Source organism: Streptomyces diversicolor (assembly GCF_057537855.1).
In genome coordinates this window covers 15,852-37,997 of sequence record NZ_BAAJXA010000041.1, presented here as the reverse complement: position 1 = coordinate 37,997, position 22,146 = coordinate 15,852, and the positions used below count along the sequence as shown (strand labels likewise).

At 74.2% G+C, this 22,146-nt stretch carries 17 protein-coding genes; 5 read left to right on the top strand and 12 right to left on the bottom strand.

Annotated elements, in window-relative coordinates:
• The first annotated feature begins 37 nt into the window (after positions 1–37).
• Complete coding sequence (locus AC27LF_RS35720; RefSeq protein ID WP_479660458.1) at positions 38–805, top strand: hypothetical protein; 768 nt, start codon at positions 38–40, stop codon at positions 803–805.
• 110 nt (positions 806–915) lie between these two features.
• On the opposite strand, the gene AC27LF_RS35715 is transcribed toward AC27LF_RS35720, so the two are convergent.
• Complete coding sequence (locus tag AC27LF_RS35715; RefSeq protein ID WP_479660459.1) at positions 916–1,713, bottom strand: GntR family transcriptional regulator; 798 nt, start codon at positions 1,711–1,713, stop codon at positions 916–918.
• Positions 1,714–2,145: 432 nt separating this feature from the next.
• Between AC27LF_RS35715 and AC27LF_RS35710 the strand changes: the two genes are divergently transcribed.
• Positions 2,146–3,180: a DUF2637 domain-containing protein gene (locus AC27LF_RS35710; RefSeq protein WP_479660460.1), complete on the top strand. Its 1,035-nt coding sequence runs from the start codon at positions 2,146–2,148 to the stop codon at positions 3,178–3,180.
• A 131-nt stretch (positions 3,181–3,311) separates the two neighbouring features.
• On the opposite strand, the gene AC27LF_RS35705 is transcribed toward AC27LF_RS35710, so the two are convergent.
• The 3 genes from AC27LF_RS35705 to AC27LF_RS35695 form a co-directional block, all read right to left on the bottom strand.
• Positions 3,312–3,764 carry an ATP-binding protein gene (locus AC27LF_RS35705; protein ID WP_479660461.1) on the bottom strand — a complete coding sequence of 151 codons (453 nt, stop codon included), beginning with the start codon at positions 3,762–3,764 and terminating at the stop codon, positions 3,312–3,314.
• 329 nt (positions 3,765–4,093) lie between these two features.
• A complete protein-coding gene (locus AC27LF_RS35700; RefSeq protein WP_479660462.1) occupies positions 4,094–5,836 on the bottom strand; it encodes a pyruvate dehydrogenase in 1,743 nt (580 codons plus the stop codon).
• Positions 5,837–5,911: 75 nt separating this feature from the next.
• Positions 5,912–8,191 (bottom strand): protein phosphatase 2C domain-containing protein, encoded by a 2,280-nt coding sequence (locus tag AC27LF_RS35695; protein ID WP_479660463.1) that lies wholly within the window; start codon positions 8,189–8,191, stop codon positions 5,912–5,914.
• Positions 8,192–8,573: 382 nt separating this feature from the next.
• Here AC27LF_RS35695 and AC27LF_RS35690 point away from each other — a divergent pair, with 382 nt between their 5' ends.
• Positions 8,574–9,563 (top strand): helix-turn-helix domain-containing protein, encoded by a 990-nt coding sequence (locus tag AC27LF_RS35690; RefSeq protein WP_479660464.1) that lies wholly within the window; start codon positions 8,574–8,576, stop codon positions 9,561–9,563.
• A 47-nt stretch (positions 9,564–9,610) separates the two neighbouring features.
• On the top strand, positions 9,611–10,093 hold the full coding sequence (locus AC27LF_RS35685) for a DUF456 domain-containing protein (RefSeq protein ID WP_479660465.1): 483 nt from the start codon (positions 9,611–9,613) through the stop codon (positions 10,091–10,093).
• A 55-nt stretch (positions 10,094–10,148) separates the two neighbouring features.
• On the opposite strand, the gene AC27LF_RS35680 is transcribed toward AC27LF_RS35685, so the two are convergent.
• The 7 genes from AC27LF_RS35680 to AC27LF_RS35650 all read right to left on the bottom strand — a co-directional run bounded on the left by AC27LF_RS35680 (position 10,149) and on the right by AC27LF_RS35650 (position 18,599).
• Entirely contained in the window at positions 10,149–11,423 is a 1,275-nt protein-coding gene (locus AC27LF_RS35680) for an SGNH/GDSL hydrolase family protein (protein ID WP_479660466.1), read from the bottom strand.
• A gap of 339 nt (positions 11,424–11,762) precedes the next feature.
• Positions 11,763–12,263 carry a methylated-DNA--[protein]-cysteine S-methyltransferase gene (locus AC27LF_RS35675; RefSeq protein WP_479660467.1) on the bottom strand — a complete coding sequence of 167 codons (501 nt, stop codon included), beginning with the start codon at positions 12,261–12,263 and terminating at the stop codon, positions 11,763–11,765.
• Positions 12,260–13,714: a bifunctional transcriptional activator/DNA repair enzyme AdaA gene (locus AC27LF_RS35670; RefSeq protein WP_479660487.1), complete on the bottom strand. Its 1,455-nt coding sequence runs from the start codon at positions 13,712–13,714 to the stop codon at positions 12,260–12,262. The genes AC27LF_RS35675 and AC27LF_RS35670 overlap by 4 nt, the downstream gene beginning before the upstream one ends.
• A 420-nt stretch (positions 13,715–14,134) precedes the next feature.
• A complete protein-coding gene (gene rsgA / locus AC27LF_RS35665) occupies positions 14,135–15,247 on the bottom strand; it encodes a ribosome small subunit-dependent GTPase A (protein ID WP_479660468.1) in 1,113 nt (370 codons plus the stop codon).
• Positions 15,248–15,778: 531 nt separating this feature from the next.
• Positions 15,779–16,636, bottom strand: coding sequence for a citryl-CoA lyase (locus AC27LF_RS35660; protein ID WP_479660469.1), 858 nt, complete (start codon positions 16,634–16,636; stop codon positions 15,779–15,781).
• Complete coding sequence (locus AC27LF_RS35655) at positions 16,636–17,841, bottom strand: CaiB/BaiF CoA transferase family protein (RefSeq protein WP_479660470.1); 1,206 nt, start codon at positions 17,839–17,841, stop codon at positions 16,636–16,638. Before AC27LF_RS35655 ends, AC27LF_RS35660 begins: the two co-directional genes overlap by 1 nt.
• Entirely contained in the window at positions 17,838–18,599 is a 762-nt protein-coding gene (locus tag AC27LF_RS35650) for an IclR family transcriptional regulator (protein WP_479660471.1), read from the bottom strand. The genes AC27LF_RS35655 and AC27LF_RS35650 overlap by 4 nt, the downstream gene beginning before the upstream one ends.
• Before the next feature lie 162 nt (positions 18,600–18,761).
• On the opposite strand from AC27LF_RS35650, the gene AC27LF_RS35645 reads away from it, so the two are divergent.
• Positions 18,762–20,132: an MFS transporter gene (locus tag AC27LF_RS35645; RefSeq protein WP_479660472.1), complete on the top strand. Its 1,371-nt coding sequence runs from the start codon at positions 18,762–18,764 to the stop codon at positions 20,130–20,132.
• 297 nt (positions 20,133–20,429) lie between these two features.
• On the opposite strand, the gene AC27LF_RS35640 is transcribed toward AC27LF_RS35645, so the two are convergent.
• Positions 20,430–21,920 carry a cellulose binding domain-containing protein gene (locus tag AC27LF_RS35640; RefSeq protein WP_479660473.1) on the bottom strand — a complete coding sequence of 497 codons (1,491 nt, stop codon included), beginning with the start codon at positions 21,918–21,920 and terminating at the stop codon, positions 20,430–20,432.
• Between the last annotated feature and the right edge of the window lie 226 nt (positions 21,921–22,146).

Here is a 22,146-nt window from a genome sequence, read left to right as displayed (position 1 = left end):
CGGCGCGCTCGGGGAGGGCAACGTGGCGCATTCCGCCATGTCTGGTAACGGAACGACCGCCGGTGACGATCCGCTCCAGACCGCGGTATGGCGATTGCGCTCGCGGGCCTGCTGGGCCGACGCGGCGGCGCTGCTCCGGCCGGACACCGCGCCGGCCGCGCTCCAGCGGGCCGGGCTGCTGGTCGAGCGCTGTCTGTACACCGAGCGGGGCTGGGCCGAGGCGGAGGACGCGCTGCGTACGGCGGAGGCGGTGGCCCAGAGCGACGAGGAGCGCGGCGCGGCGGCCTGCGAGCGCGGCCAGCTCGCCTACGCGGCCACGCTGCACGGGGTGCGGGACCGGGCGGACGAGGCGCGGGCCGCGCTGGGGCGTGCGGCGGCGCTGATCCCGCCCGGGGCGCCCGGCCGGGCGCTGCTGGACTTCCGCCGGGGGCTGCTGGCCGAGAACCTGGCCCGCTCCCCGCAGGCGGCCCGGGCCGCGTACCGCCGCGCGCACGCGAGCGCCGCCGCGCACGCGGACCCGCTGCTCCTGTCCTTCACCTGGCGGCACCTCGCGGGGCTCGCCCTGCGGGACGGCGAGGTGGCCGAGGCGCGCCACGGCTTCACCGAATCCCTGCGCATCCGGGAGGAGCTGGGCTATCTGGTCGGTACGGCGCCGGCCCTGGCCTCGCTCGCCGAGACCGAGTCCGAGCCGGAGGCGTCCCGCCTGCGCGAGGAGGCCCGCCGGCTGTTCCGCCTCCTCGGCGGCGTACCCACCTGGCTGGCCCAGCACCTCACCCCGCCCACCCCAGACCCAGCCACAACCTGACCACCCCACCTGCGGCTACACGCCGGCGCGGCCCTGGCGGTGCGCGGCCGGGCCGGGCCGGAGCGGGCCGGTCGCCGATGCCGCGTGCCGGACCGGCGTCGTGGCGGGGGTCAGGTGGTGGGGGTGAAGTGGGCTGTCGTGAGGGTTTGGGCTGTGGGCAGGTCGTGGGCGATCAGGGCCTCCAGGAGGGCCGTGTGCTGGGCCGCGTCCGCGAGCAGGTCGGCCCGCTGGCGTCGGGCCGGGCCGCCGACCGGCGGCCACTGGGACCGCCGGTGCAGGTCCTCCGCGATCTGCACCAGCTGCTCGTTGCCGGACAGGGACAGCACCGCCCGGTGGAAGACCCGGTCCGACTCGGCGTACGTCGCCCGGCACCCACAGGACGCGGCACGGACGGTGTCCTCGGCCAGCGGCCACAGCTCGGCCCAGCGTTCGGCCGGCACCGTGCGGGCCAGCCGCAGCACCACCGGCACCTCGATCAGCGCCCGGACCTCCGCCAGCTCGGCCAGCTCCCGCGCGCCCCGCTCGACCACCCGGAACCCGCGGTTCGGCACGACCTCGACCGCGCCTTCGAGCGCGAGCTGCTGCATGGCCTCCCGCACGGGCGTCGCCGACACCCCGAACCGCTCCCCGAGCGCCGGCGCCGAGTACACCTCGCCGGGCGTCAGCTCGCCCGTGACCAGCGCGGTGCGCAGCGCGTCCAGGATCTGCCCGCGCACCGACGCCCGCTGCACGGGCCGCGGCTGCGGAATCGGCGGCTCACCGTGCGTGTGCTCACCGCGTACGCCCGGCGGCGCCGCACCCCGCTGCCGGCCGCGGTCCGCGGGCTGGGCCTGGGCCGGCACCCGGGCCGCCGCGGCCCGCAGCTCCGGGATCCCGGTCCCGGTGGAGTCGTGCACACCGTGCCTCACGGGTCCTCCTCCGGGTTGTCGGCACTTGGGGTCATTACGGCGACTTGTTACCTGTCCGTCAAGCACCTTAGGCGCATGACGCGACAGTTCAAATTCCGAACGGACAAGGCAAGGCAAGGTCATCTCTCGCGGCAGAGCGGGACGAGGCATCCCCCGGCGTCCACTAAGATCATCCACAACCAGGACACCCGTACGGGGGTACCTCATTCACAACTTCCTCACTTGTCGCGGGAACTTTCCGTAGAACCATCCGTACGGGTAGTCTTACTCGAACTCAACTCCCGCCCCTCAAGCGGCAGTTCGAGCAGAACGCTGCCATGGGCATCCCCTTGCACCTCCTTGGCGGCCTCTTGCCCCGAAACCCCCTGAGGGCCGGTGGAATTGGGCCACTATGGCGGGCGTTACGCCCTATCCCAATGCAAGGGACCCCAGATGAGACTGACCGACATATCGCTGAACTGGCTGCTTCCGGGCGCCGTACTGCTCCTGGGCATCCTGGCAGCGGTGGCGGTGCTCGCGCGCAGCAAGCGGTCCGGGGAGCACGCGAAGACCGAGGACTCGTGGGAACGGAGCGAGGAGCGGCGCAGGCGCAAGGAGGCCATCTACGGTACGGCTTCCTACGTACTCCTCTTCTGCTGTGCGGCGGTCGCGGCCGCGCTTTCCTTCAAGGGTCTGGTCGGCTTCGGTGAGCAGAACCTGGGCCTGTCCAACGGCTGGCAGTACCTGGTGCCGTTCGGCCTGGACGGCGCGGCCATGTTCTGTTCCGTCCTCGCGGTGCGCGAGGCCAGCCACGGCGACGCGGCCCTCGGCTCCCGGATCCTCGTGTGGACGTTCGCGGGCGCCGCTGCCTGGTTCAACTGGGTGCACGCGCCCAGGGGCCTGAGCCACGACGGCGCCCCGCACTTCTTCGCGGGCATGTCCCTCTCCGCGGCCGTGCTGTTCGACCGGGCGCTGAAGCAGACCCGCCGGGCCGCCCTGCGCGAGCAGGGCCTGGTGCCGCGTCCGCTGCCGCAGATCCGCATCGTCCGCTGGCTGCGCGCGCCCCGCGAGACCTACAGGGCCTGGTCCCTGATGCTGCTGGAGAACGTGCGCAGCCTGGACGAGGCGGTCGAGGAGGTCCGCGAGGACAAGCGGCAGAAGGAAGAGGCGCGGCTGCGCAGGCGCGAGCAGCAGCGCATGGAGCGGGCCCAGCTGAAGGCCCTCAGCCGCGGGACCCGTGGCTTCATCGGGCGGGGCGGCCGGCAGGTCGAGGTGCAGGCCGTGGAGCGTGGCTCCGCACAGGTTTCCGCGGAGCCTGCCATAGCGGCGCCGGAACTGCCCGTACGCTCTCGGCCCTCCCTTCAGCCGGTCCGCAAAGGAGCTGACCCGATCACCGTCGACCTGACCGCGGAGGACGACACCATGGCGCTGCCGCGCCTCGACTCCCTGGAGCGCAAGCTCAAGGATCTTGAACAGCAGTTCGGCTAGAACTCGGCCGGGACCGGCCCGACCGGGCCCGGACCCCACGGGGCGGGGGCGTGACCACAAGGATCACGCCCCCGCCCCGTTTTCACGCCCCACCCCGCTCGCACCCCGCCTCGCTCGCTGGTGCCGGCCGTTCAGGCGGCTTCCGCGTTGAGTTCGAACCAGACCGATTTGCCCACGCCGTGTGGTCTCACGCCCCAGGCGTCGGCGAGGGACTGGACCAGGAGCAGGCCCCGGCCGTGTGTGCCCTCGTCCGCGGACGGCGCCCGCAGCACCGGCCTGCGGGCCACGAAGTCCCGTACCTCCACCCGCAGTCCGCGGGGACCGACGACGGCCGTCAGGACGGCGTCCCGGTCGGTGTGCACGAGTGCGTTGGTGACCAGTTCGCTGGTGAGGAGTTCCGCTATCTCGGAGCGGCCCGGTTTCCCCCAGTGCCGCAGGAGTTCCCGCAGTTCCCTGCGTGCCTCGGGCACGGCCCGCAGGTTCGCCCGGCCGAGCCTGCGTCGCAGTTGCGGCGCGTGCGTACGGTCCGTGCCGTCGTCGGTGCCTTCTCTCGTCGTCTTCGCCGAGGAGCCCCTGATGACCACGGGGCCGCCCCCTCGTGCCTGCTTTCTCATGTCCCCCGCCCGCACGCCGTCGCCGTTGCCCCTCCTGGTCGAACACGTTCACGGAGATCCATGCCCCATGAGCCCTGGGCCAGTCCTGTCCGACCGCCGACGACCAGCGGTTCGGCCATGGCGATACGGCGCCGTCACGGCGGCCCGGACGCCATGGACACCGTGATCCGGCCACCAAGAGAGCGGTAGGACGCCACGAACGCCACGACAGGATGAGCCGGGACGCCCCGCGCCGGGCGCTGACGCTCTGTCAGTGCACGTGAATCTGGCCGGAATCCATCGCCCCGCCGCCCGTTCGGTCAGGGCCGGGGAATGTTGCGCAGGTTCGAGCGGGCCATCTGGACCATGCGGCCCACACCGCCGTCCAGCACCATCTTCGAGGCGGACAGGGCGAAGCCGGTGACCATGTCGCCGCTGATCTTCGGCGGAATGGACAGCGCGTTGGGGTCGGTGACGATGTCGACCAGGGCCGGGCCCCGGTGCGCGAAGGCGTCCCGCAGCGCGCCGGCCAGCTGCTTCGGTTTCTCCACCCGCAGCCCGAGGGCACCGCAGGCGCGGGCCACGGCGGCGAAGTCGGGGTTGGTGTTGGTGGTGCCGTACGAGGGCAGCCCCGCCACCAGCATCTCCAACTCCACCATGCTCAGCGCGGAGTTGTTGAACAGGACGACCTTCACCGGCAGGTCGTACTGGACGAGGGTCAGGAAGTCGCCCATCAGCATGGCGAATCCACCGTCGCCCGACATCGACACGACCTGGCGCCGGCGGTCGGTGAACTGCGCCCCGATCGCCATGGGCAGCGCGTTCGCCATCGAGCCGTGCGAGAAGGAACCGATGACGCGGCGGCGGCCGTTGGGTGAGATGTAGCGGGCCGCCCAGACGTTGCACATCCCGGTGTCGACCGTGAACACGGCGTCCTCGTCGGCGACTTCGTCGAGCACCGCGGCCACGTACTCGGGGTGGATCGGGATGTGTTTGTCGACCTTCCTGGTGTACGCCTTGACCACACCCTCCAGCGCGTCCGCGTGCTTCTTCAGCATCCGGTCGAGGAAGCGCCGGTTCTCCTTCGTGCGCACCCGCGGCACCAGACAGCGCAGGGTCTCGCGCACATCGCCCCATACGGCCAGGTCGAGCCGGGAGCGGCGGCCCAGCACCTCCGGGCGCACGTCGATCTGCACGATCCGTACGTCGTCGGGCAGGAAGGCGTTGTACGGGAAGTCGGTGCCGAGCAGGATCAGCAGATCGCACTCGTGGGTGGCCTCGTAGGCGGCGCCGTAGCCGAGCAGGCCGCTCATGCCGACGTCGTACGGATTGTCGTACTGAATGAACTCCTTGCCGCGCAGCGCGTGGCCGACCGGGGACTTGATCTTCCCGGCGAACTCCATGACCTCGGCGTGCGCGTCCGCGGTGCCGCTGCCGCAGAACAGGGTCACCTTGTCGGCCTCGTCGATCATCCGGACCAGCGCGTCGACCTCGGCGTCGCCCGGCCGCACGGAGGGCCGGGAGGTCACCAGGGCCAGCTCGGCGGCCCGCTCCGGCGCGGGCTCGGCGGCGATGTCACCCGGCAGGGACACCACGCTGACGCCCCGCTGCCCCACCGCGTGCTGGATCGCGGTCTGCAGCAGCCGGGGCATCTGCTTCGGGGTGGAGATCAGCTCGCTGTAGTGGCTGCACTCGCGGAACAACTGGTCGGGGTGTGTCTCCTGGAAGTAGCCGAGGCCGATCTCGCTGGACGGGATGTGCGAGGCGAGGGCGAGCACCGGCGCCATGGAGCGGTGGGCGTCGTACAGGCCGTTGATCAGGTGCAGGTTGCCGGGGCCGCAGGAGCCGGCGCACGCGGCCAGCTTCCCGGTGATCTGGGCCTCCGCGCCGGCGGCGAAGGCGGCGCTCTCCTCGTGCCGTACGTGGATCCAGTCGATGGCCGCGTTGCGGCGCACGGCGTCCACCACGGGGTTGAGGCTGTCGCCGACGACGCCGTAGAGGCGGCGCACTCCGGCGCGGGCGAGGATGTCCACGAACTGTTCTGCGACGTTCTGTTTGGCCATGGCTTTCGAGTACCCCTCCGGTCCCGGGGGATGAGACGGTCGGCTCGCAGTTCCATGAAGTCACAGGGGCCGCTCTCACGCCTCCCAAACGGCGGCGACCGTACGGTCGTCCGCGTACCCCTTGACCCGCACCTGGGTGTCGGCGAGGAACGCGGCCAGGCCGGGCGGGCTGCCGCCGGACCAGCGCCGGGCCAGATAGGCGCAGAGGGCGGGCTCGCCGCGCAGCGGTTCTGCCAGGCCGCCGCTGCACATCAGCAGCGCGTCACCCGGGCGGGCGACGGAGGCCCGGAAGCGGAAGGGTTCGCGGGGCGGCTCGGGGGCGGGCTCGTAGGGGCTGGGCGGCGTCGGGATCCCCAGGTCCATCGTGAGCCGGTCGCCGTCGGGGGTCTCGGCGGGCGGCGACCCGAAGCCGAGCACCGCGTCACCGGTGGTGTCGGCGGCGCTGACCTGCGGCTCGATGTCCTGCCATGCGCCGTCCCTGAGCCGGAACAGGCCGCCCTCGCCGATGCCGAAGAAGACGCGCGTACGGCAGTCAGGGCGGGCCGGCAGCAGCAGGCAGCGCAGAGTGGCCGCGTACTCCTCCGGGTCGATGCCCTGCTCGGCGGCGCTGGCGCGGAGCCTGCCCAGGCTGCGGTCGGTGAGCCGGTGCAGTCCTGACTTCAGGTCGCCGCGGCGGGCCGCGTGGATGTCCTCGACCAGCCGCTGATGGCTGCGGCCCACGGCCCGGCCGATCCACTGGCATGCCTCGGCCGCGGCGCGGTGGGCGCCCGGGGTGGCCCGGGCGCCGGTCGCCATCGCGACGAGGATCAGCGCCTGTTCGCCGGTGCCGAACCGCGCGGTGAGCAGCGCGTCGCGGCGCGGTTCGCCCCGGTAGCGCGCGGAGTCGCCCCGCACGGACGCGGCCCGCAGGGTGCACACCCCGTACCGGGCACCGTCGAGCACGGTGTCCGCGACCAACTCGTCGAGGCCGTCGGGGTCGGCGAGCGGCAGGGCGGTCGGCTCGGCGTCATAGGTGGGCGGCCCGGACCCGACGTACGCGACGTCCCGTGCCTCAGCGCCCGCCGCGTCCGCCCACGGGGCGGCACCGGGGTCGGCCGCGGCATCCTGCGCGATGCCCTCGTACTCCGGTACGGCGTGCCGGCTGTCCGGGCCCGTCCGCTCCCGCGGGCCGTCGGCGGCGGGGCCCGTCCCGCCGAGGACTCCCGCCCGCGGGGCGCTTTCGCCCCGTGCCCAGTGCGTCGGGGCCGCCGGTTCCGCCGGGCCCGTGGAGGCCGGCCGCGGCGCGGCGGGATCGTCCTCGGACACGCGCTCCTCGGGGCCGGCCGGCCAAGGCGGCGGGTCCGCGGATGGCGGCTCCCCGGGGGCCGGCCAAGGCGGCGGGTCCGCGGGTGGTGGCTCCCCGGGGGCTCCGGACCGCACCGGGCCGGGTGGCTCCCAGGGGGCTCCGGGCCGCGGCCGGACCGGGCCGCCGTCCGGCGGGCCGGAGGCACGCCCCACCACAACCGCGCCCTCACCCTGCCCCGACACCGCGCCCCGTCCCGGTACCGCACTCTCACCCGGCACCGCCGCCTGCCCCGGTACCTCGCCCTCACCAGCAACGGCGCCCTGCCCCGGTATCACGTCCTCACCCGCAACGGCGCCCTGCCCCAGCACCGGGCCCTCGCCCGCCACCGCGACCTCGCCCGCAACGGCGCCCTGCCCCGGCACCGCGCCCTCGCCCGGTATCACGTCCTCACCCGAAACGGCGCCCTGTCCCGGTACCGCGGCCTCGCCCGCCACCGCGACCTCACCCGGAACCGCACCCCGTACCGGTATCGCGCCCTCACCCGCCACCGCCGCCTGCCCCGGTACCGCGCCCTCACCCGAAACCACGCCCTGCCCGGGAATCACGTCCTTGCCCGGTATCGCGCCCTCACCCGAAACCGCGTCCTCGCCCGCCACCGGGACCTCACCCGGAACCGCACCCCGTCCCGCCACCGCGTCCTCGCCCGGAACCGCGTCCTCTCCCCCAGGACGGTCGTCCGGGCCCGCGTCGGCCGCTGGTGCGCACCGTTCCTCCGCCCGGCCGCCGGAGCCCGGCCCGGGCTCCGGCGTGCCCGGCGCTTCCTCAGGCCCGGACCCGGGCCATGCCCCGGGCCAGGACTCGGGCCAGGACCGGGACGTGTTCCGGTTCGTGGTGGCCTCCGCGGCCCGTGGGCTCGGCGCGCCCGGGCCGAGCGTGTGCGAGGCCGAGGCGAAGCGGTCGTCCAGTGAATCGGTCGCGGGTACGGGACCCGTGTCCTCGGTGGAGTCGTCGTACAGCCGGCCCCACCAGTCGTCCGCGTCTCGGGCGGGCCCGCCCCCCTGCTGGCTCATGCCCCTGATTGTCCACCGCGCGGGCCCCGGGACAACGGGACATCGGGAAAAAGCGGCACACCCACGGCCTCGACCGGTGTGCGGGCAAGGCGCTGAACTGCCGTACGGGAAAGGGGCGGTAGACGGTGCGGGCGGTACGCCGACGCCCGTCGCCGGGCGGCTCCACCCCCCACGGGAGAACCGCCCGGCGACATACCGGTGACCCGGTCGCGGACCACCGTCTGCGCGGCCGAACAGCAGATGATCGACTTCGCGGTGCGGCCACCATGGCAGAGTGACCGCTGGTGTGGCGATGATGTGCCGAGGCGGGTTTGCGCCGTGGCCGGTTTCCGCCACACCCGCCGCGAGGTGTGGTCGTGTCGCCGGGGAGGGACGAGGGCTGATGCTGGCAGCGATAGGGCTGGACGAGACGCACGAGACGGCGTACCGGGCACTGGTGTCCGTGGGCGCCGCCGACGTGCCCGATCTGGCGCGCCGGCTGATGCTGGCCGAGCACGACACCGAGCGCGCCCTGCGCCGACTGGAGCGGCACGGCCTCGCGGCCCAGTCGTCGGCCCGTCCGGGCCGCTGGGTGGCGGCGCCGCCGGGCGTCGCGCTGGGCGCGCTGCTCACCCAGCAGCGGCACGAACTGGAGAAGGCCGAGCTGGCGGCGGCCCTGCTCGCCGAGGAGTACCGGGCGGCGGCGGCCGAGCCCGCCGTGCACGACCTGGTCGAGGTGGTGACCGGCGCCGCCGCGGTCGCCCAGCGCTTCCTGCAGATGCAACTGGCCGCGAGCGACGAGGTCTGTGCGCTGGTCACCGGCACCCCGATGGTCGTCTCCGGCGCGGAGAACGACGCCGAGGAGCAGGCCGTCGGACGCGGCGTCCGCTACCGGGTGGTGGTGGAGCGTGCGGTGCTGGACCTGCCCGACGGGATCACCGAGCTGACGGCGGCCCTGGGCCGGGACGAGCAGGTGCGGGTGCTGGACGAGGTGCCGACCAAGCTGGTGGTGGCCGACCGCTCGTTGGCCATGGTGCCGCTCACCTCGCACAGCGCGGAACCGGCCGCGCTCGTCGTGCACGCCAGCGGTCTGCTGGAGCTGCTGTGCGGCCTGTTCGAGTCGGTGTGGCACCAGGCGCTGCCGCTCAGGCTGGGCGCGCAGGGCGTGCGCGAGCAGCGGCCGGACGGGCCCGACGGCACCGATCTGGAGGTGCTGTCGCTGCTGCTCGCCGGGCTGACCGACGCGAGCGTCGCCAAGCAGCTCGACCTGGGCCTGCGGACCGTGCAGCGGCGGGTGAAGCGGCTGATGGAGCTGACCGGGGTGACGACCCGGCTGCAACTGGGCTGGCACGCCTACGAGCGCGGCTGGGTGGCCAGGGACGCCCAGGAGTGACGCGTACCTGCCCTGCGCGACCGGTCGCGTTACGGCACGCTGGGCAGATGGGAGTGTGGGGACTCCTGCTGGTCGGCGTGGTGATGGCGCTCGGCCTGTGCGGGGTGCTGGTGCCCGGGGTGCCGGGTTCGTGGCTGGTGTGGGCCGCGGTGCTGTGGTGGGCGCTGCAGGATCCGCAGCCGGTCGCCTGGGGTGTCCTGGTGGGCGCCACCGGCGTGCTGTTGCTGTCCCAGGTGGTGCGCTGGGCGCTGCCGCCGCGGCGGCTGCGGGCGAGCGGTGCGGCTCCGCGGGCGGGGGCGTACGCCGGTCTTGGGGCGTTCCTCGGTTTCTTCCTGCTGCCCGTGGTCGGGGCGATACCCGGTTTCCTGGCCGGGATCTATCTGCATGAGCGGCTGCACCTGGGCCGCCGCGGCGAGGCGGTGGCCGCGCTGCGCACGACGATGCGCTCGGGCGGCTCCAGTGTGCTGACGGAGCTGTTCACCTGTCTGCTGATCATGGGCGCCTGGCTGGGCGCGGTGGTCTGGGGCTGACGGCGCGACCGGCGCCCGGCGCGGCACGGTCGCGCCCGCGGGGGCCGCGGGCGGTTCACCGAAGAACGCCGAGGTCGATGGCGTCGGCCAGCGCCCGCATGCCCGCGTCGTTGAAGTGCAGATGGTCGCCGGGGTCGTAGGCGGGCCGGATCCGGCGGGGCTGTGCCGGGTCGCGGACGGCCGCGTCGAAGTCGGCGACGGCGTCGAAGGCGCCGCCGGTGCGGATGAAGGCATTGATCCGCTGCCGTACGTCCTCGCGCGCGGCGGTGAAGGCGCCGTGGCCGCCGTACGGCGTGAGGGTGGCGCCCACGACCCGGATGCCGAGGGCATGCGCGCGGGAGACGATCGCGCGGTACGCGGCCTCGAAGTCGCCGACGTCCTTCGCCTCGGGTCTGCCGTTGATGTCGTTGATGCCTTCGAAGACGATCAGGACCCGCGCGCCCGACCGGGACAGGGCGTCGGCGTCCAGCCGGGACAGCGCGCTCGGCCCGGTGCCGTCGCGTAGCAGCCGGTTGCCGGCGATCCCCGCGTTGAGCACGCCCAGCCGGTGCGGCCTCAGGCGTTCGGCGAGCCGGTCGGGCCAGCGGCGGTCGGTGTCCGGGGTGGAGCCGGTGCCGTCGGTGAGTGAGTCCCCGAAGGCGACGACGCTGCCGGCGCCGTTGGTCACGAGGACGTCGACGCCGGTGACGTAGTACCAGTGGCTGGTGGTGGCCGTGTACGCCGAGCCGTTCTCGTCGGCCGCCCGGCCCGCGCCCCGCGGGGCGACATAGCTGGTGCGCAGGGCGGTGCGGTGGTAGGTGGCGGGTCCGCCGTCGGCGGGGGTGTGGACCGTGACGAGCAGATCGGCGGCGGCCGGCACGGCCAGCGGCACCGGATCGCTGACCAGGTCGCCGCCCGCCGGGACCACGGTGGTGGGCGCGCCGCCGAAGGTCACGGTGCGCATCGTGCCGGGGACGGCGTCCGGGCCGGCCGCTCCGCGCAGCGCGACGGTGACCGCGCCGAGCGTCAAGGGGGCGGTGCCGAGCCGGTTGCTGAGGCGGATCCGCAGGAGCTGACCGCCGACGCTGAGGTGCACGACGTTGCGGACGGCGGCGCCGGGCAGCGCGGCGGTGGTGCCCGACGGGGCGGCCTCCCAGGTGCCGGTCCAGGAGCCCGGCACGTCCTTGACCCGCACGGCCTCGACACGGACCGCCGTGGACACCGCCGCGTGCGCGGTACGCGTCGCCGCGGCCGGCGCGGTGGCCGTCGCGGCCCCCGTCTGCGCCGCCGCGCCCGTCGTACCGATCAGCGCCAGCAGCGCCGCCGCGAGTACCCGCCCGGCCTTGACCATGTGTGCGCCCGCCCTTCCCGATGCCCCGCAGGAGCCGAAGGTGACACACGGCCGAGGGGCGCGGGGGCAGCATCACCGCGACGACACCCGCTCGGCCCAGCGCACGCAGCGAACGGACAGCCCGAAACGGGCGCCGCACGCGGTCAGTTCGGGCCTACGGCGCACGCAGGCGGCCGACACGGCGCTTCGCGCGGGCAGTTCGCGTACGACGCGCGCGGACCGTCACGCACGGGCTGCCCGCGCGGGCAGCCCGTGCGGGCAGTCGGTGTGCGGGGTGGCAGGAGCGGTGGGCGTGTGCGGTGGGCGGGGGCTGACCTGGCGCGGGCCGAGCGCATGTGGTCAGGGGTGTGCGAGTGCTCCCTCCAGGGTGAGCAGCCAGGTCTTGCGGTCGATGCCGCCGGCGTAGCCCGTCAGGGAGCCGTCCGCGCCGATCACCCGGTGGCAGGGGCGCACGATCAGCAGCGGGTTGGCGCCGATCGCGCCGCCGACCGCCCGCACCGCGGCCCGCGGCGCGCCGATCCGCGCGGCGATCTCGCCGTACGTCGTGGTCGCCCCGTAGGGAACGGAGTCGAGCGCGGCCCACACCCGCTCCCGGAACGCCGTGCCGTGCGTGCGCAGCGGCAGCCGGAACTCCTTCAGTTCACCGGCGAGATAGGCGGCGAGCTGTTGCTCGGCCGCCCGGAACGGGCCGGGGTCGTGCCGCCAGCCCGCGCCGACCGCGCGGCCGCCCTTCTGGCCGGGCACGGAGAGCGAGGTGAGCGCGCCGTCCGGGCCCGCGGTGAGCAGGAGCGGGCCGAGGGGCGCGGCCACGGTGGTCCAGTACGTCGGTTCCAGGGTCATGCCGTCGTGGACTTCCCTTCGGGATGCGGGTGTTGTGGGGCGTACGGGTCCGGCCCCTCGCCGAGGTCCCGTGCGGCCTCCAGGTGCCGCACGGCGTAGGAGCGCCAGGGCCGCCGGCCGTCCGGCATGTCGAGGCCGGGCGGGGCCACGTCGGGGTCGGCCAGGGCGCGGATCCGGATCGCGGCGGCGACGGCCGGGTCCAGGCCGGGCAGGGCGAGCAGTGCCCGCGTGGCGTCGTCCCGGTCCGCGCCGGGATCGAGCCGTACGGTGCCGTCGGCCAGCGCGGCGGCCAGGGCGCCCAGGGTGCCGTGCGGCTCGGCCTCGGCGAGCACGGCGGGCTCCGGGAACAGATGGGTGAGGCTGCCGCAGGGGGCGTCCAGCGCCTTCCCGTACCGCTGCACCAGCCGTTCGGACCGCGCGGGCCCGGCGAGCGCGCGCACCGCCCACTCGGCCGGGTCGGCGGCTCCGGGTGAGCGCAGTCCGGGCCGGGCGGCGACCAGCGGGGCGAGCAGTGCGTCGGCGCTCAGCCGTTCGTCGACCGCGTACGGATCGGCGTCCAGGTCGAACAGCCGGCGCAGCCGCTGCACCGCCGTGGTCAGGTCCCGCGGATCGGTGAGGTGCAGCCGGGCGTCGAGCCAGCCGCCGGGGTGGGCGGCGGGCCCCGTCCGCGGGGACCGGGTGCGCTCCGCCACGGCGACGATGCCCGTGCCGTACGGCAGCCGGAGCGTGCGCCGGTAGCCGCGGTCGCCGCGGGCGCCGGTCACCTCCTCGACCCCGGGCACGGCCTCGCGCGCGAGCAGGTCGAAGACGGCGGCGGCCTGGTAGGGCCCGCGGTGGGCGAGCCGCAGCGGTATCCCGGCGCCCGGTGTGGTGCGTGGCGGCACGTCCCTGCCGCGGGGCGCCGCGGCGCGCAGCCCGCTCGGGGTGGCCGCGTACACGGCCCGGATCGTGTCGTTGAACTGCCGCACGCTGGCGAACCCGGAGGCGAACGCGATCTCGGTGATCGGCAGGTCGGTGGTCTGCAACAGGACGCGCGCGGTGTGCGCCCGCTGGGCCCGGGCGAGCGCGACGGGTCCGGCGCCCAGCTCGGCGGTGAGCTGCCGCTGGACCTGTCGCGCGCTGTAGCCGAGCCGGTCGGCGAGCCCGGCGACGCCCTCGCGGTCCACGACGCCGTCGCCGATCAGCCGCATGGCACGGCCCACGACGTCCGCGCGCACGTTCCAGTCGGCGGAGCCGGGCACGGCGTCCGGGCGGCAGCGGCGGCAGGCCCGGAAGCCGCGGCCCTGCGCGGCGGCGGCGGTCGTGAAGAACCGCACGTTGCGCCGCTTCGGGGTGACGGCCGGGCAGCTGGGCCGGCAGTAGATCCCGGTCGTCTCGACGGCGAAGAAGAACTCCCCGTCGAACCGGGCGTCCCGGCTGCGCACGGCCTCGTACCTGGTGTCTTCGTCCATCACGTCATCCAGTGTGGGCGACGCGCACGGCAGCGGCTGGCGGAAATCGGACACGACGCTGCCACCGCCGCGGGGCCGCTGCCGCCGCCATGGAGTCGGCTGCCGCCGCCGTGGGATCACGGCCACCGCCGCCATGGAGTCACGGCTGCCGCCGCGCCCCACAGCCGCAGCCCACCGCCCACCGACCCCTCCGCCGACGGCAAGCCCACCACCGGCCACCGCCGCAAGGCCACCGCTGCCACCGCCACGGAGTCACCGCCGACGCCCGCGAGGCCACCGCTGCCGCCGCCACGAAGTCACCGCCGCCGCCGCGCCCCACAGCCGCAGCCCGCCGCCCACCGACCCCTCCGCCGGCAGCCCGCCGCCGGCCGGCGCCGGCACCCGGGCCGACGCCGTGGAGTCACCGCCGGCGCCGTGGGGTCACCGCAGGCGTCCGCGTTTGGCCTCCATCGCCGCCCTGCCCTCCGCGCCCTTGCGCTTCCAGTCCCGGCGCAGCTCGGCGCGCACCCGCGCGTCGGTCTTCGCGACGATCCACTGGTTCTCGCGGACGAGCTTGCGGTAGCTGTCCAGGCGGCGGGCCGGCAGCCGGCCGGTCTCGACGGCGGCCGTGACCGCGCATCCGGGCTCGGTGTCGTGCGCGCAGTCGTGGAAGCGGCACCCCGCGGCCAGTTCCTCGATCTCGGCGAAGACCTGCCCGACCCCGGTCTCGGCGTCGAAGAGTCCGACGCCGCGCAGCCCCGGCGTGTCGATGAGCACGCCGCCGCCGGGCAGGGCGAGCAGATTGCGGGTGGTGGTCGTGTGCCGGCCCTTGCCGTCCACGTCCCGGGCGGCCTGTACGTCCATGACGTCCTCGCCGACCAGGGCGTTGGCGAGGGTCGACTTGCCCGCGCCGGACTGCCCGAGCAGCACGGAGGTGCCCGTGCCGACCAGTGCGAAGAGGGTGTCAAGGCCGTCCCCGTGCAGGGCGCTGACGCTCAGCACGGGCGCCCCGGGCGAGGCCGTCTCCACGTCCCGGACCAGGTGCGCGAGGGTCACCGGGTCGGGCACGAGGTCGGCCTTGGTGAGCACGACCACGGGCTGCGCACCGGACTCCCAGGCCAGGGCCAGGAACCGTTCGATGCGGCCGAGGTCGAGTTCGAGGGCGAGCGACACGGCGACGATCGCGTGGTCGACGTTGGCGGCGAGGATCTGCCCCTCGGACCGCTTGGAGGAGGTGGAGCGCACGAAGGCGGTGCGGCGCGGCAGCAGCGTCCGCACGTACCGCGGATCACCGCCGTCGGGGTCGACGGCGACCCAGTCGCCCGTGCACACGACCTTCATCGGATCGCGGGGAACGACGAACTCGGTGTCTGCGCGGACAACGCCCGCGGCCGTGACGACGTCGCACTGTCCGCGGTCGACCCGGACGACGCGGCCGGGCAGGAGTCCCTGCTCGGCGTACGGAGCGAACTCGGATTCCCAGCCGGCGTCCCAGCCGTACGGGGCGAGTGGATGCGACGAAACCGAGCCCGAAAGAGAAGAAGACGGAGACAAGGGGTAACCCTTCACATGGGTGGCCCCGGCGGCGCGCCCTCAGGCGCTCAAGAGGAGTGTGGTCAGCCGGCGGCCACGGAGGTGGACTGGATGAACTTCCGGATGCGGGCAGCGCCCATCGCAACGACAGCCATCGGTCAACACCTCCCGGATCACGCGCAGCAGACAACGGCGGTACGAACGAGCATGACCATAGCCGCCCGCGCCGACGCTGTGCCAGGGGTTTTCCCACGGACTGGGCCGGACGGACGGCGGGCATGATGTGGGTCCCGCCCGGTGGCGGGCGTCCTGTCGGTCATGGCGTCCCGTCCCTGCGAGGGGCGGGACGGTCGGTCGCCGCGCGGGCGTGACGGCAGGCGCCATCCGCCGTGGCCGAGTTCCCGCCGCCGCAGCTCAGCCGATGCCGTCGCCCGAGCCACCCGTGCACCCACCGACTGCCTCGACCCCATCCGCTGCCGTCGGCCATCACCGGGACCGGCACGCGGTCGGCGCCGCGCCGGCCGTTGCGGAAAACCTCCGGCGGCTCTTCCCTCAGGCGCTCGCGCTCGGCCGGTGTTCCGGCAGGGGGAGGTCGCGGGGGTCCGCGCCGTGGTATCCGGCCAGGAGCGGTCTGGGCAGCGGTCCCTTGATCCGGGCCCCGCCCTCGTGCTCCTCCCAGGCATGGGCCAGTACGCCGACACTGCGCGAGAGGACGAAGAGACCGCGCCCCAGTTCGGCCGGGAAGCCGAGTTCGGCGTAGACGATCGCGGTCGCGCCGTCGATGTTCATCGGAACCGGCCTCGCCCGCCCCCGCGCCAGTGCCGCTTCCAGCGCGAGTCCCGCCGCCAGCGCGCGCCCCGGCACGGCTCCCGCGTCGACGGCATCGCGGACCAGGGCCAGCAGCGGATCGCGGCGCGGATCACGCGGGTGGAAGCGGTGCCCGAAGCCGGGGACGTATGCGCCGCGTTCCCTGAACTCCGCGACCAGTGCCGACGGTTCGGCACCCGCGACGATACGTTCCAGGACCTCCATGCACTGCTGGCCCGCCCCGCCGTGAGTATCACCGAGAAGTCCGACGCCGGTGGCGACCGCGCTGTTGAGGCCCACTCCGCAGGTGGCGGCCATGCGGGCGGCGGCGATGGACGGGGCCTGCGGGCCGTGGTCGACCGCGGAGACCAGCGCCGCCTCAAGCAGCCTTCCCTGTACGGGAGTCGGCAGGTCTCCCCGGAGCATCAGCCAGATCTGTTCCGCGAAGGTGACGCGCCCGATCAGCTGCTCCACCGGGTAGCCCCGCAGCAGGATCTCGCCGGGGCGGATCCGGCTCACCGCGGTGGACCACCAATCGGTGACGCGGGCCCGTTCGACGAACCCGTCCGGCACAGCCGCGCTCCCGTCGCCGCCCGCGGTCATCACACCGTACCCTTCGCCCGAAGTTCCTCGATCTCCCGCTGGTCGTACCCGAGTTCGGCCAGGACCGCGTCCGTGTGCTCGCCGAGGAGCGGCGGGGGACTTGCCGGGCCGACCGGTGCGCCGTCCACTCGGGTCGCGCTGCCCAGCACTTCGAGGGGGCGGTCGCGGCCGTCGGGAAAGGGCAGGCGGCGTACGAAGCCGCGGGCCGCCAGTTGTTCCAGGCCGAGTGCGTCGGGAACCGACAGCACGCGGGCCGCGGGGACACCGGCGTCCGAAAGGATCTCCTCCCACTCCTTCGCGGTGCGCAGCGCGAGCCCGCGCTCGACCTCGGTGCGCAGCGCTGCACGGTGTGTCTTGCGGTCGGCCGGGTGGGCGAAGCGCGGGTCGGCCGGGAGGTCGTCGCGGCCTATGAGCCGGCACAGGGTCGTGAACTGCTGTTGCCGGTTGGCGGCGATGTTGAGGTGGCCGTCGGCGGTGGCGAAGGTCCCGGAAGGTGCGGCGGTGAAGTTGTCGTTGCCCATGGGCTGTGGAGCACGCCCGGTGATCAGGTAGTTGGAGGTGACCCAGCCCATCGCGGTGAGGGCGGCTTCCAGCATCGACACATCGAGGTGGGCGCCCTCCCCCGTCCGCGCGCGGCGCACGAGCGCGGCCGCGATCGCGTAGGCGGCCGCCATGCCGCCCAGGGTGTCCGCGACGGGGAATCCGGCCCTCAGCGGGGCGACTTCGGGCGTGCCGGTGACGCTCATCATGCCGCTGAGTCCCTGCACGATCTGGTCGTACGCGGGGCGTTCGCGCATCGGGCCCGTCTGTCCGAAGCCGGAGATCGCGCAGTAGACGAGGCCCGGGTTCTCCTGCTTCAGCGTCTCCCAGCCGACGCCGAGGCGGTCCATCACACCGGGCCGGAAGTTCTCCACGAGGACGTCGGCGTCGCGCACGGCACGCAGCAGCGCCTCCTTGCCCGCCGGGTCCTTGAGGTTGAGGGTCAGGGAGCGCTTGCCGGCGTTCTGTGCGAGGAACGACGCACCGAGCAGGTCCTCGCCGAGTGCGCGGTCGGCGCCCAACTGCCGTGCCAGATCACCCGATCCGGGCATCTCGATCTTCAGCACGTCGGCGCCTTGAAGGGCGAGTTGATAGCCCGCGAAGGGCCCGGCGAGAACGTTCGTGAGATCGAGGACGCGAATGCCGTCCAGGAGTGCGGTGCTCATCGGGCTCCGCCTCCGATGCAGTCGAGGGCGGTGAGTTCGGCGGCGGCCTCGACGAGATGTTTCGAGAAGCCGGCCACGGCGTCGTCGGTGAAACGGGTGGTGGGGCCGCCCAGGGCGAGGGCGGCCACGACACGGCCGGCCCTGTCGAACACGGGCGCCGCGACGCCGGACACGCCCGCCTCGCGTTCCCCGTGGCTGGCGGACCAGCCCGTCACCGCGGCCCGTTGCGACCGCTCCCACAGCGTCACGGCCCAGTCCTCGTGCGGGGCGCCGGCCGCGACCGCCTCGACGTCGGCGCGCTCGGCGCGGGACAGCAGGACGTGGCTGGCGGCGCCCGACCACAGGGGCATCTCCTCGCCGACGCGGACGACGTGGCGCAGCGTGCGGGTACCCTCGTGCCGGGCGACGCAGACGCGGGCGCCCTGCTGACGCACGTACAGATGCACGGCCTCGCCGCCGCTCGCCTCGCTCAGGCGCTTCAGCACGGCGAGTGCGGACTCCGGCAACTGCCAGGTGGCGTTGGCCAGTTCGGCCCAGCGCAACAGACCGGGTCCGGGGACGGCCCGGCCGTCGCCTCGGCTCCACAGCAGGCCGCACCGCTCCAGCGTGTGCACCAGCCGGACAACGGTGCTCTTGGCCAGGCCCGTCTCGTCGACCAGCTCGCGGACGGTGCGCGCGGGATGCTCGGTGTCGAACAGGGCGAGCAGGTCGACCGCGCGCTGCACGCTGCGCACGCCTCCCGCTTCGGGCTCGGACATGGTTCTTCCTCCCAGCGGCACCAACACATCGGTGCCGACCTCTTGTCACGGGGTGGGCCCCTCCATAACATCACCGAACCATTCAGCGGCACAAGAGGACCACCAGGCGGTACTTCGGTGATCCTCACCCGCTCGGAGCATTCGGCGACGAGGGAGTCCCCCATGAGCGAAGTGGCAAGCAGACGACGGCTGTTGCAGCCGAGGGTGGCGATCGCGGCCGTCTTCGGGACGACCGTCGAGTGGTACGACTTCGCGCTCTACGGCATCGCGGCCTCCCTGGTGTTCAACAAGGTCTACTTCCCCGACAGCGACCCGCTCGTCGGCACGATCCTGGCGTACGGCACGTTCGCCATCGGCTTCCTCGCCCGGCCGCTCGGCGGCGCCTACTTCGGCGAGAAGGGAGACACACAGGGCCGCAAGAAGGTCCTGGTGGCCACGCTGCTGCTGATGGGCCTCGCCACCACCGCGATCGGCCTGCTGCCGACGTACGGGCAGATAGGCGTGGCCGCGCCGCTGCTGCTGACAGCGCTGCGCTTCGTGCAGGGGTTCGCGGCCGGCGGCGAGAAGACCGGCGCCCTGGTCATCCTGTTCGAGAACGCGCCGCCCAAGTGGCGCGGGCTGCTGACCTCGCTGCCCGCGATCGGCACGGGCACCGGAACGCTCCTGTCGACCGGCGTCTTCGCACTGTGCACCGGGCTGCTGAGCGACGAGGCGTTCCTCGCGTGGGGCTGGAGGCTCCCGTTCCTGCTCAGCGCGGCGCTCACACTGTTCGGGCTGTGGGTGCGCACGTCCCTTGAGGAAACCGCCGAGTTCCGGGAGAACGGCGTTCTCGCACCCCGGCACCGCGGCGGCACCTGGCGCGAGCGCCTGGCCCGTACGCGGTTCATGGAGGCATGGCGGCGCTACCCCAAGGAGATGCTGATCGTGATCGGCGCGGGCGCCGCCGAGAACGCCGGCTACTACATCTTCGGCACCTTCTCGGTGGCGTACGCCGAGGACCGCGGCCTGCCGACCGCCGCACTGCTCAGCGGGATCTCGATCGCCGCGGCCGTCAAGCTGGTGACGGTGCCCGCGTTCGGTGCGCTGTCGGACCGGGTCGGGCGGCGGCCGGTGTCGATCGGTGGCGCGCTGGTGCTGCTGCTCACGGCCTGGCCGTTCTTCTCGATCGTCGACGGCGGCAACACGGCGCTCACCTGGCTGGCCCTGCTGGTCACCCTCGGCGTCGGCCAGTCGGCGATCCTCGGTTCACAACCCGCTTTCTTCGCCGAACTCTTCGACACCAAGGTGCGGTTCAGCGCGGTCGGCGTCGCCAACAACATCGGCACGGTACTCACCGGCGGACTCGCGCCCATGCTGGCCACGGCACTGCTGCTCTGGTTCGACCACAGCGTGGCCGGAGTCGTCGTCTTCATCGCGCTGATGAGCGCGATCACGGCGGGGACCGTGGCCTGGGCGAGGGAAACCCGGCACAGGGGCCGCCCCGAGGAACGGCCCCCCTCTCCCAGCGAGTCGGAACTCACGGCAGCCGACTGAGGCGGAAGCGTGCGGGAACAGTGACGTCAAGGGCCCAGGGTCGCGCCTGTGGCCCCGGCGAACCGACCCGGTCGATCGCCGCCGACGGCGGGTACGTCCACCGGTTCGACCGCTCCGGGCAAGGTCACCATGACGCCGGTCCGGCACGGGCGAGGGTTTCGGCGAGCGGCGGCGTTCAGGCGCCGGGAGTCCCCACGTGGGAGAGGGCCCGCCGCCGGGCGCCGCTCGACCGGCCGCCACTTCTCCAACCGCGTGCTGGGCTTGCCCGGTAGGGGGTGCGCCCGGTGAGGGTGCGGGTCAGTGGGCCGCGCAGGCGTGGCCGTTGAGGGTGAACGCGGACGGGGCGGAGTTCCGGCCGTGCCAGGAGGCGAGGAAGCCGAAGCTGAGGCGGCCGCCCGCGGCGACGGACTTGTTGTAGTCGGCGGCGGTGGCGGTGACCCGGGCGCCGTGCTGGCTGAGGCTCGCGTCCCACATCTGGCTCACCTGCTGGCCGTCCCGGAAGGACCAGGAGACACGCCAGTCGGCGAGGGCCTGCGCGGTGCTGATGGTGACGGTGGCCTGGAAGCCGTCGGGCCACTCGTTGACCTGCTCGTACTCGAACCGGCAGGCGGCACCCGGCCGGGTCGCGGCAGCCGGGCCGCGGGCGGTGGAGGCGGAGGTGCCCTGCGGTTCCGGGTCGGGGGCGTGGCCGGCCGGCCCGGTCGGGGTGCCGGTCGCGGTGCCGGACGCGGACGGGGCCGTGGAGCGGGCGGTGGGCGCGGTGCGCGAGGGGTCAGCGGACGGGAGCGGCACGCCGGGGTCGGCGACCGGCTGCCGGTCGTCGGGGCGTGCGGCCCGGTCCTCGTCCGAGCCGCCGAAGGGCATCATCGACACGCCGAGCGCCAGCAACGACAGCAGGACGGCCGCGGCGAGCAGGCCGCCGCGCAGCAGCCGGCCACGGCCGGCGCCCTCCTTCGGCTCCTCGCTCTCCGGGTCCGCCGGTGCCCCGGGGCGGCCGACGCCGAGCCGCACCTCGGCGGCCCGGCGGCGGCGCTCCAGATAGGCGAGGCCGCCCCAGCCGATGACCCCGCCGGCCAGCGCAGCGGGCAGTCCGCCGCCGTGCAGCCGCAGACAGGCGGCGGCCTCAGCGCACTGGACGCAGGTGGCCAGATGCCGGGAGAGGTCGTCGGGGGTGTCGGTGGCGGGCGAGCGGGTGACCGCGTCGAGCAGCCGGGCGTAGCTGCGGCACTGCGCGTCCAACGGGGTGTCGAGGTGGGCGCGGTGGCAGCGGTCCCGGAACAGGGCCTGGACCTGGCCGAGTTCCTGGCCCGCGACCTCCGGGTCGAGGCCGAGCCGGCGGGCGACGACGGGCAGCGGCAGCGCCTCCACCTCGACCAGCCACAGCAGCGAGGCGTCCGCCTCCTGGAGGTCCCTGAGCGCGCGCAGGGCGACCGGGCGCAGCAGCGGCGGCCCGGTGTAGCGGGCGGCCTTGTCGGAGTTGAGCCACAGCCGGAGGTCGGGGTCGAGCCGGTGGCCGAACCCGTCGGCCTCCCAGCCGGCGGCCGTGCTGCGGACGGCGGTCAGCAGCAGCGGGATCATGGGCAGCCGGGGTGCGCGCCGGCCCGCCCGCACCGGCGAGGACCCCGCGTCGCGCGCCTCGCGCAGGCCCGCCGCGAACGCCTCCGTGGCCAGCTGGTTGGCCGTCTGGGCGCCGGATGTGCACAGGTCGGCGTAGGAGAGCACGGCGTCCCAGTACTCGGCGAACAGCGCCGCCTCGGTGGCGTCCTGGGGGGTCGGCAGGTCGGGCATGGGTCTCCTGCATCCACGAGCGAGGTCAACTCACCATATCGGCAGTGGAGTTGGGGGGAACCTCGCGGAAGGGCCCGAGCTTTTCACGCTTTCGACACAACTGACAAGCGGCCTATTCAATTCTGGCTGCGGGCACCGTACGGCGGGTCGTTGCGCCGTACGGTGCCGAGCGGCGCGGTCCGCCGCGAGCCACAACTCCGGCCTCCTGTACGGACGGCGACCGGGT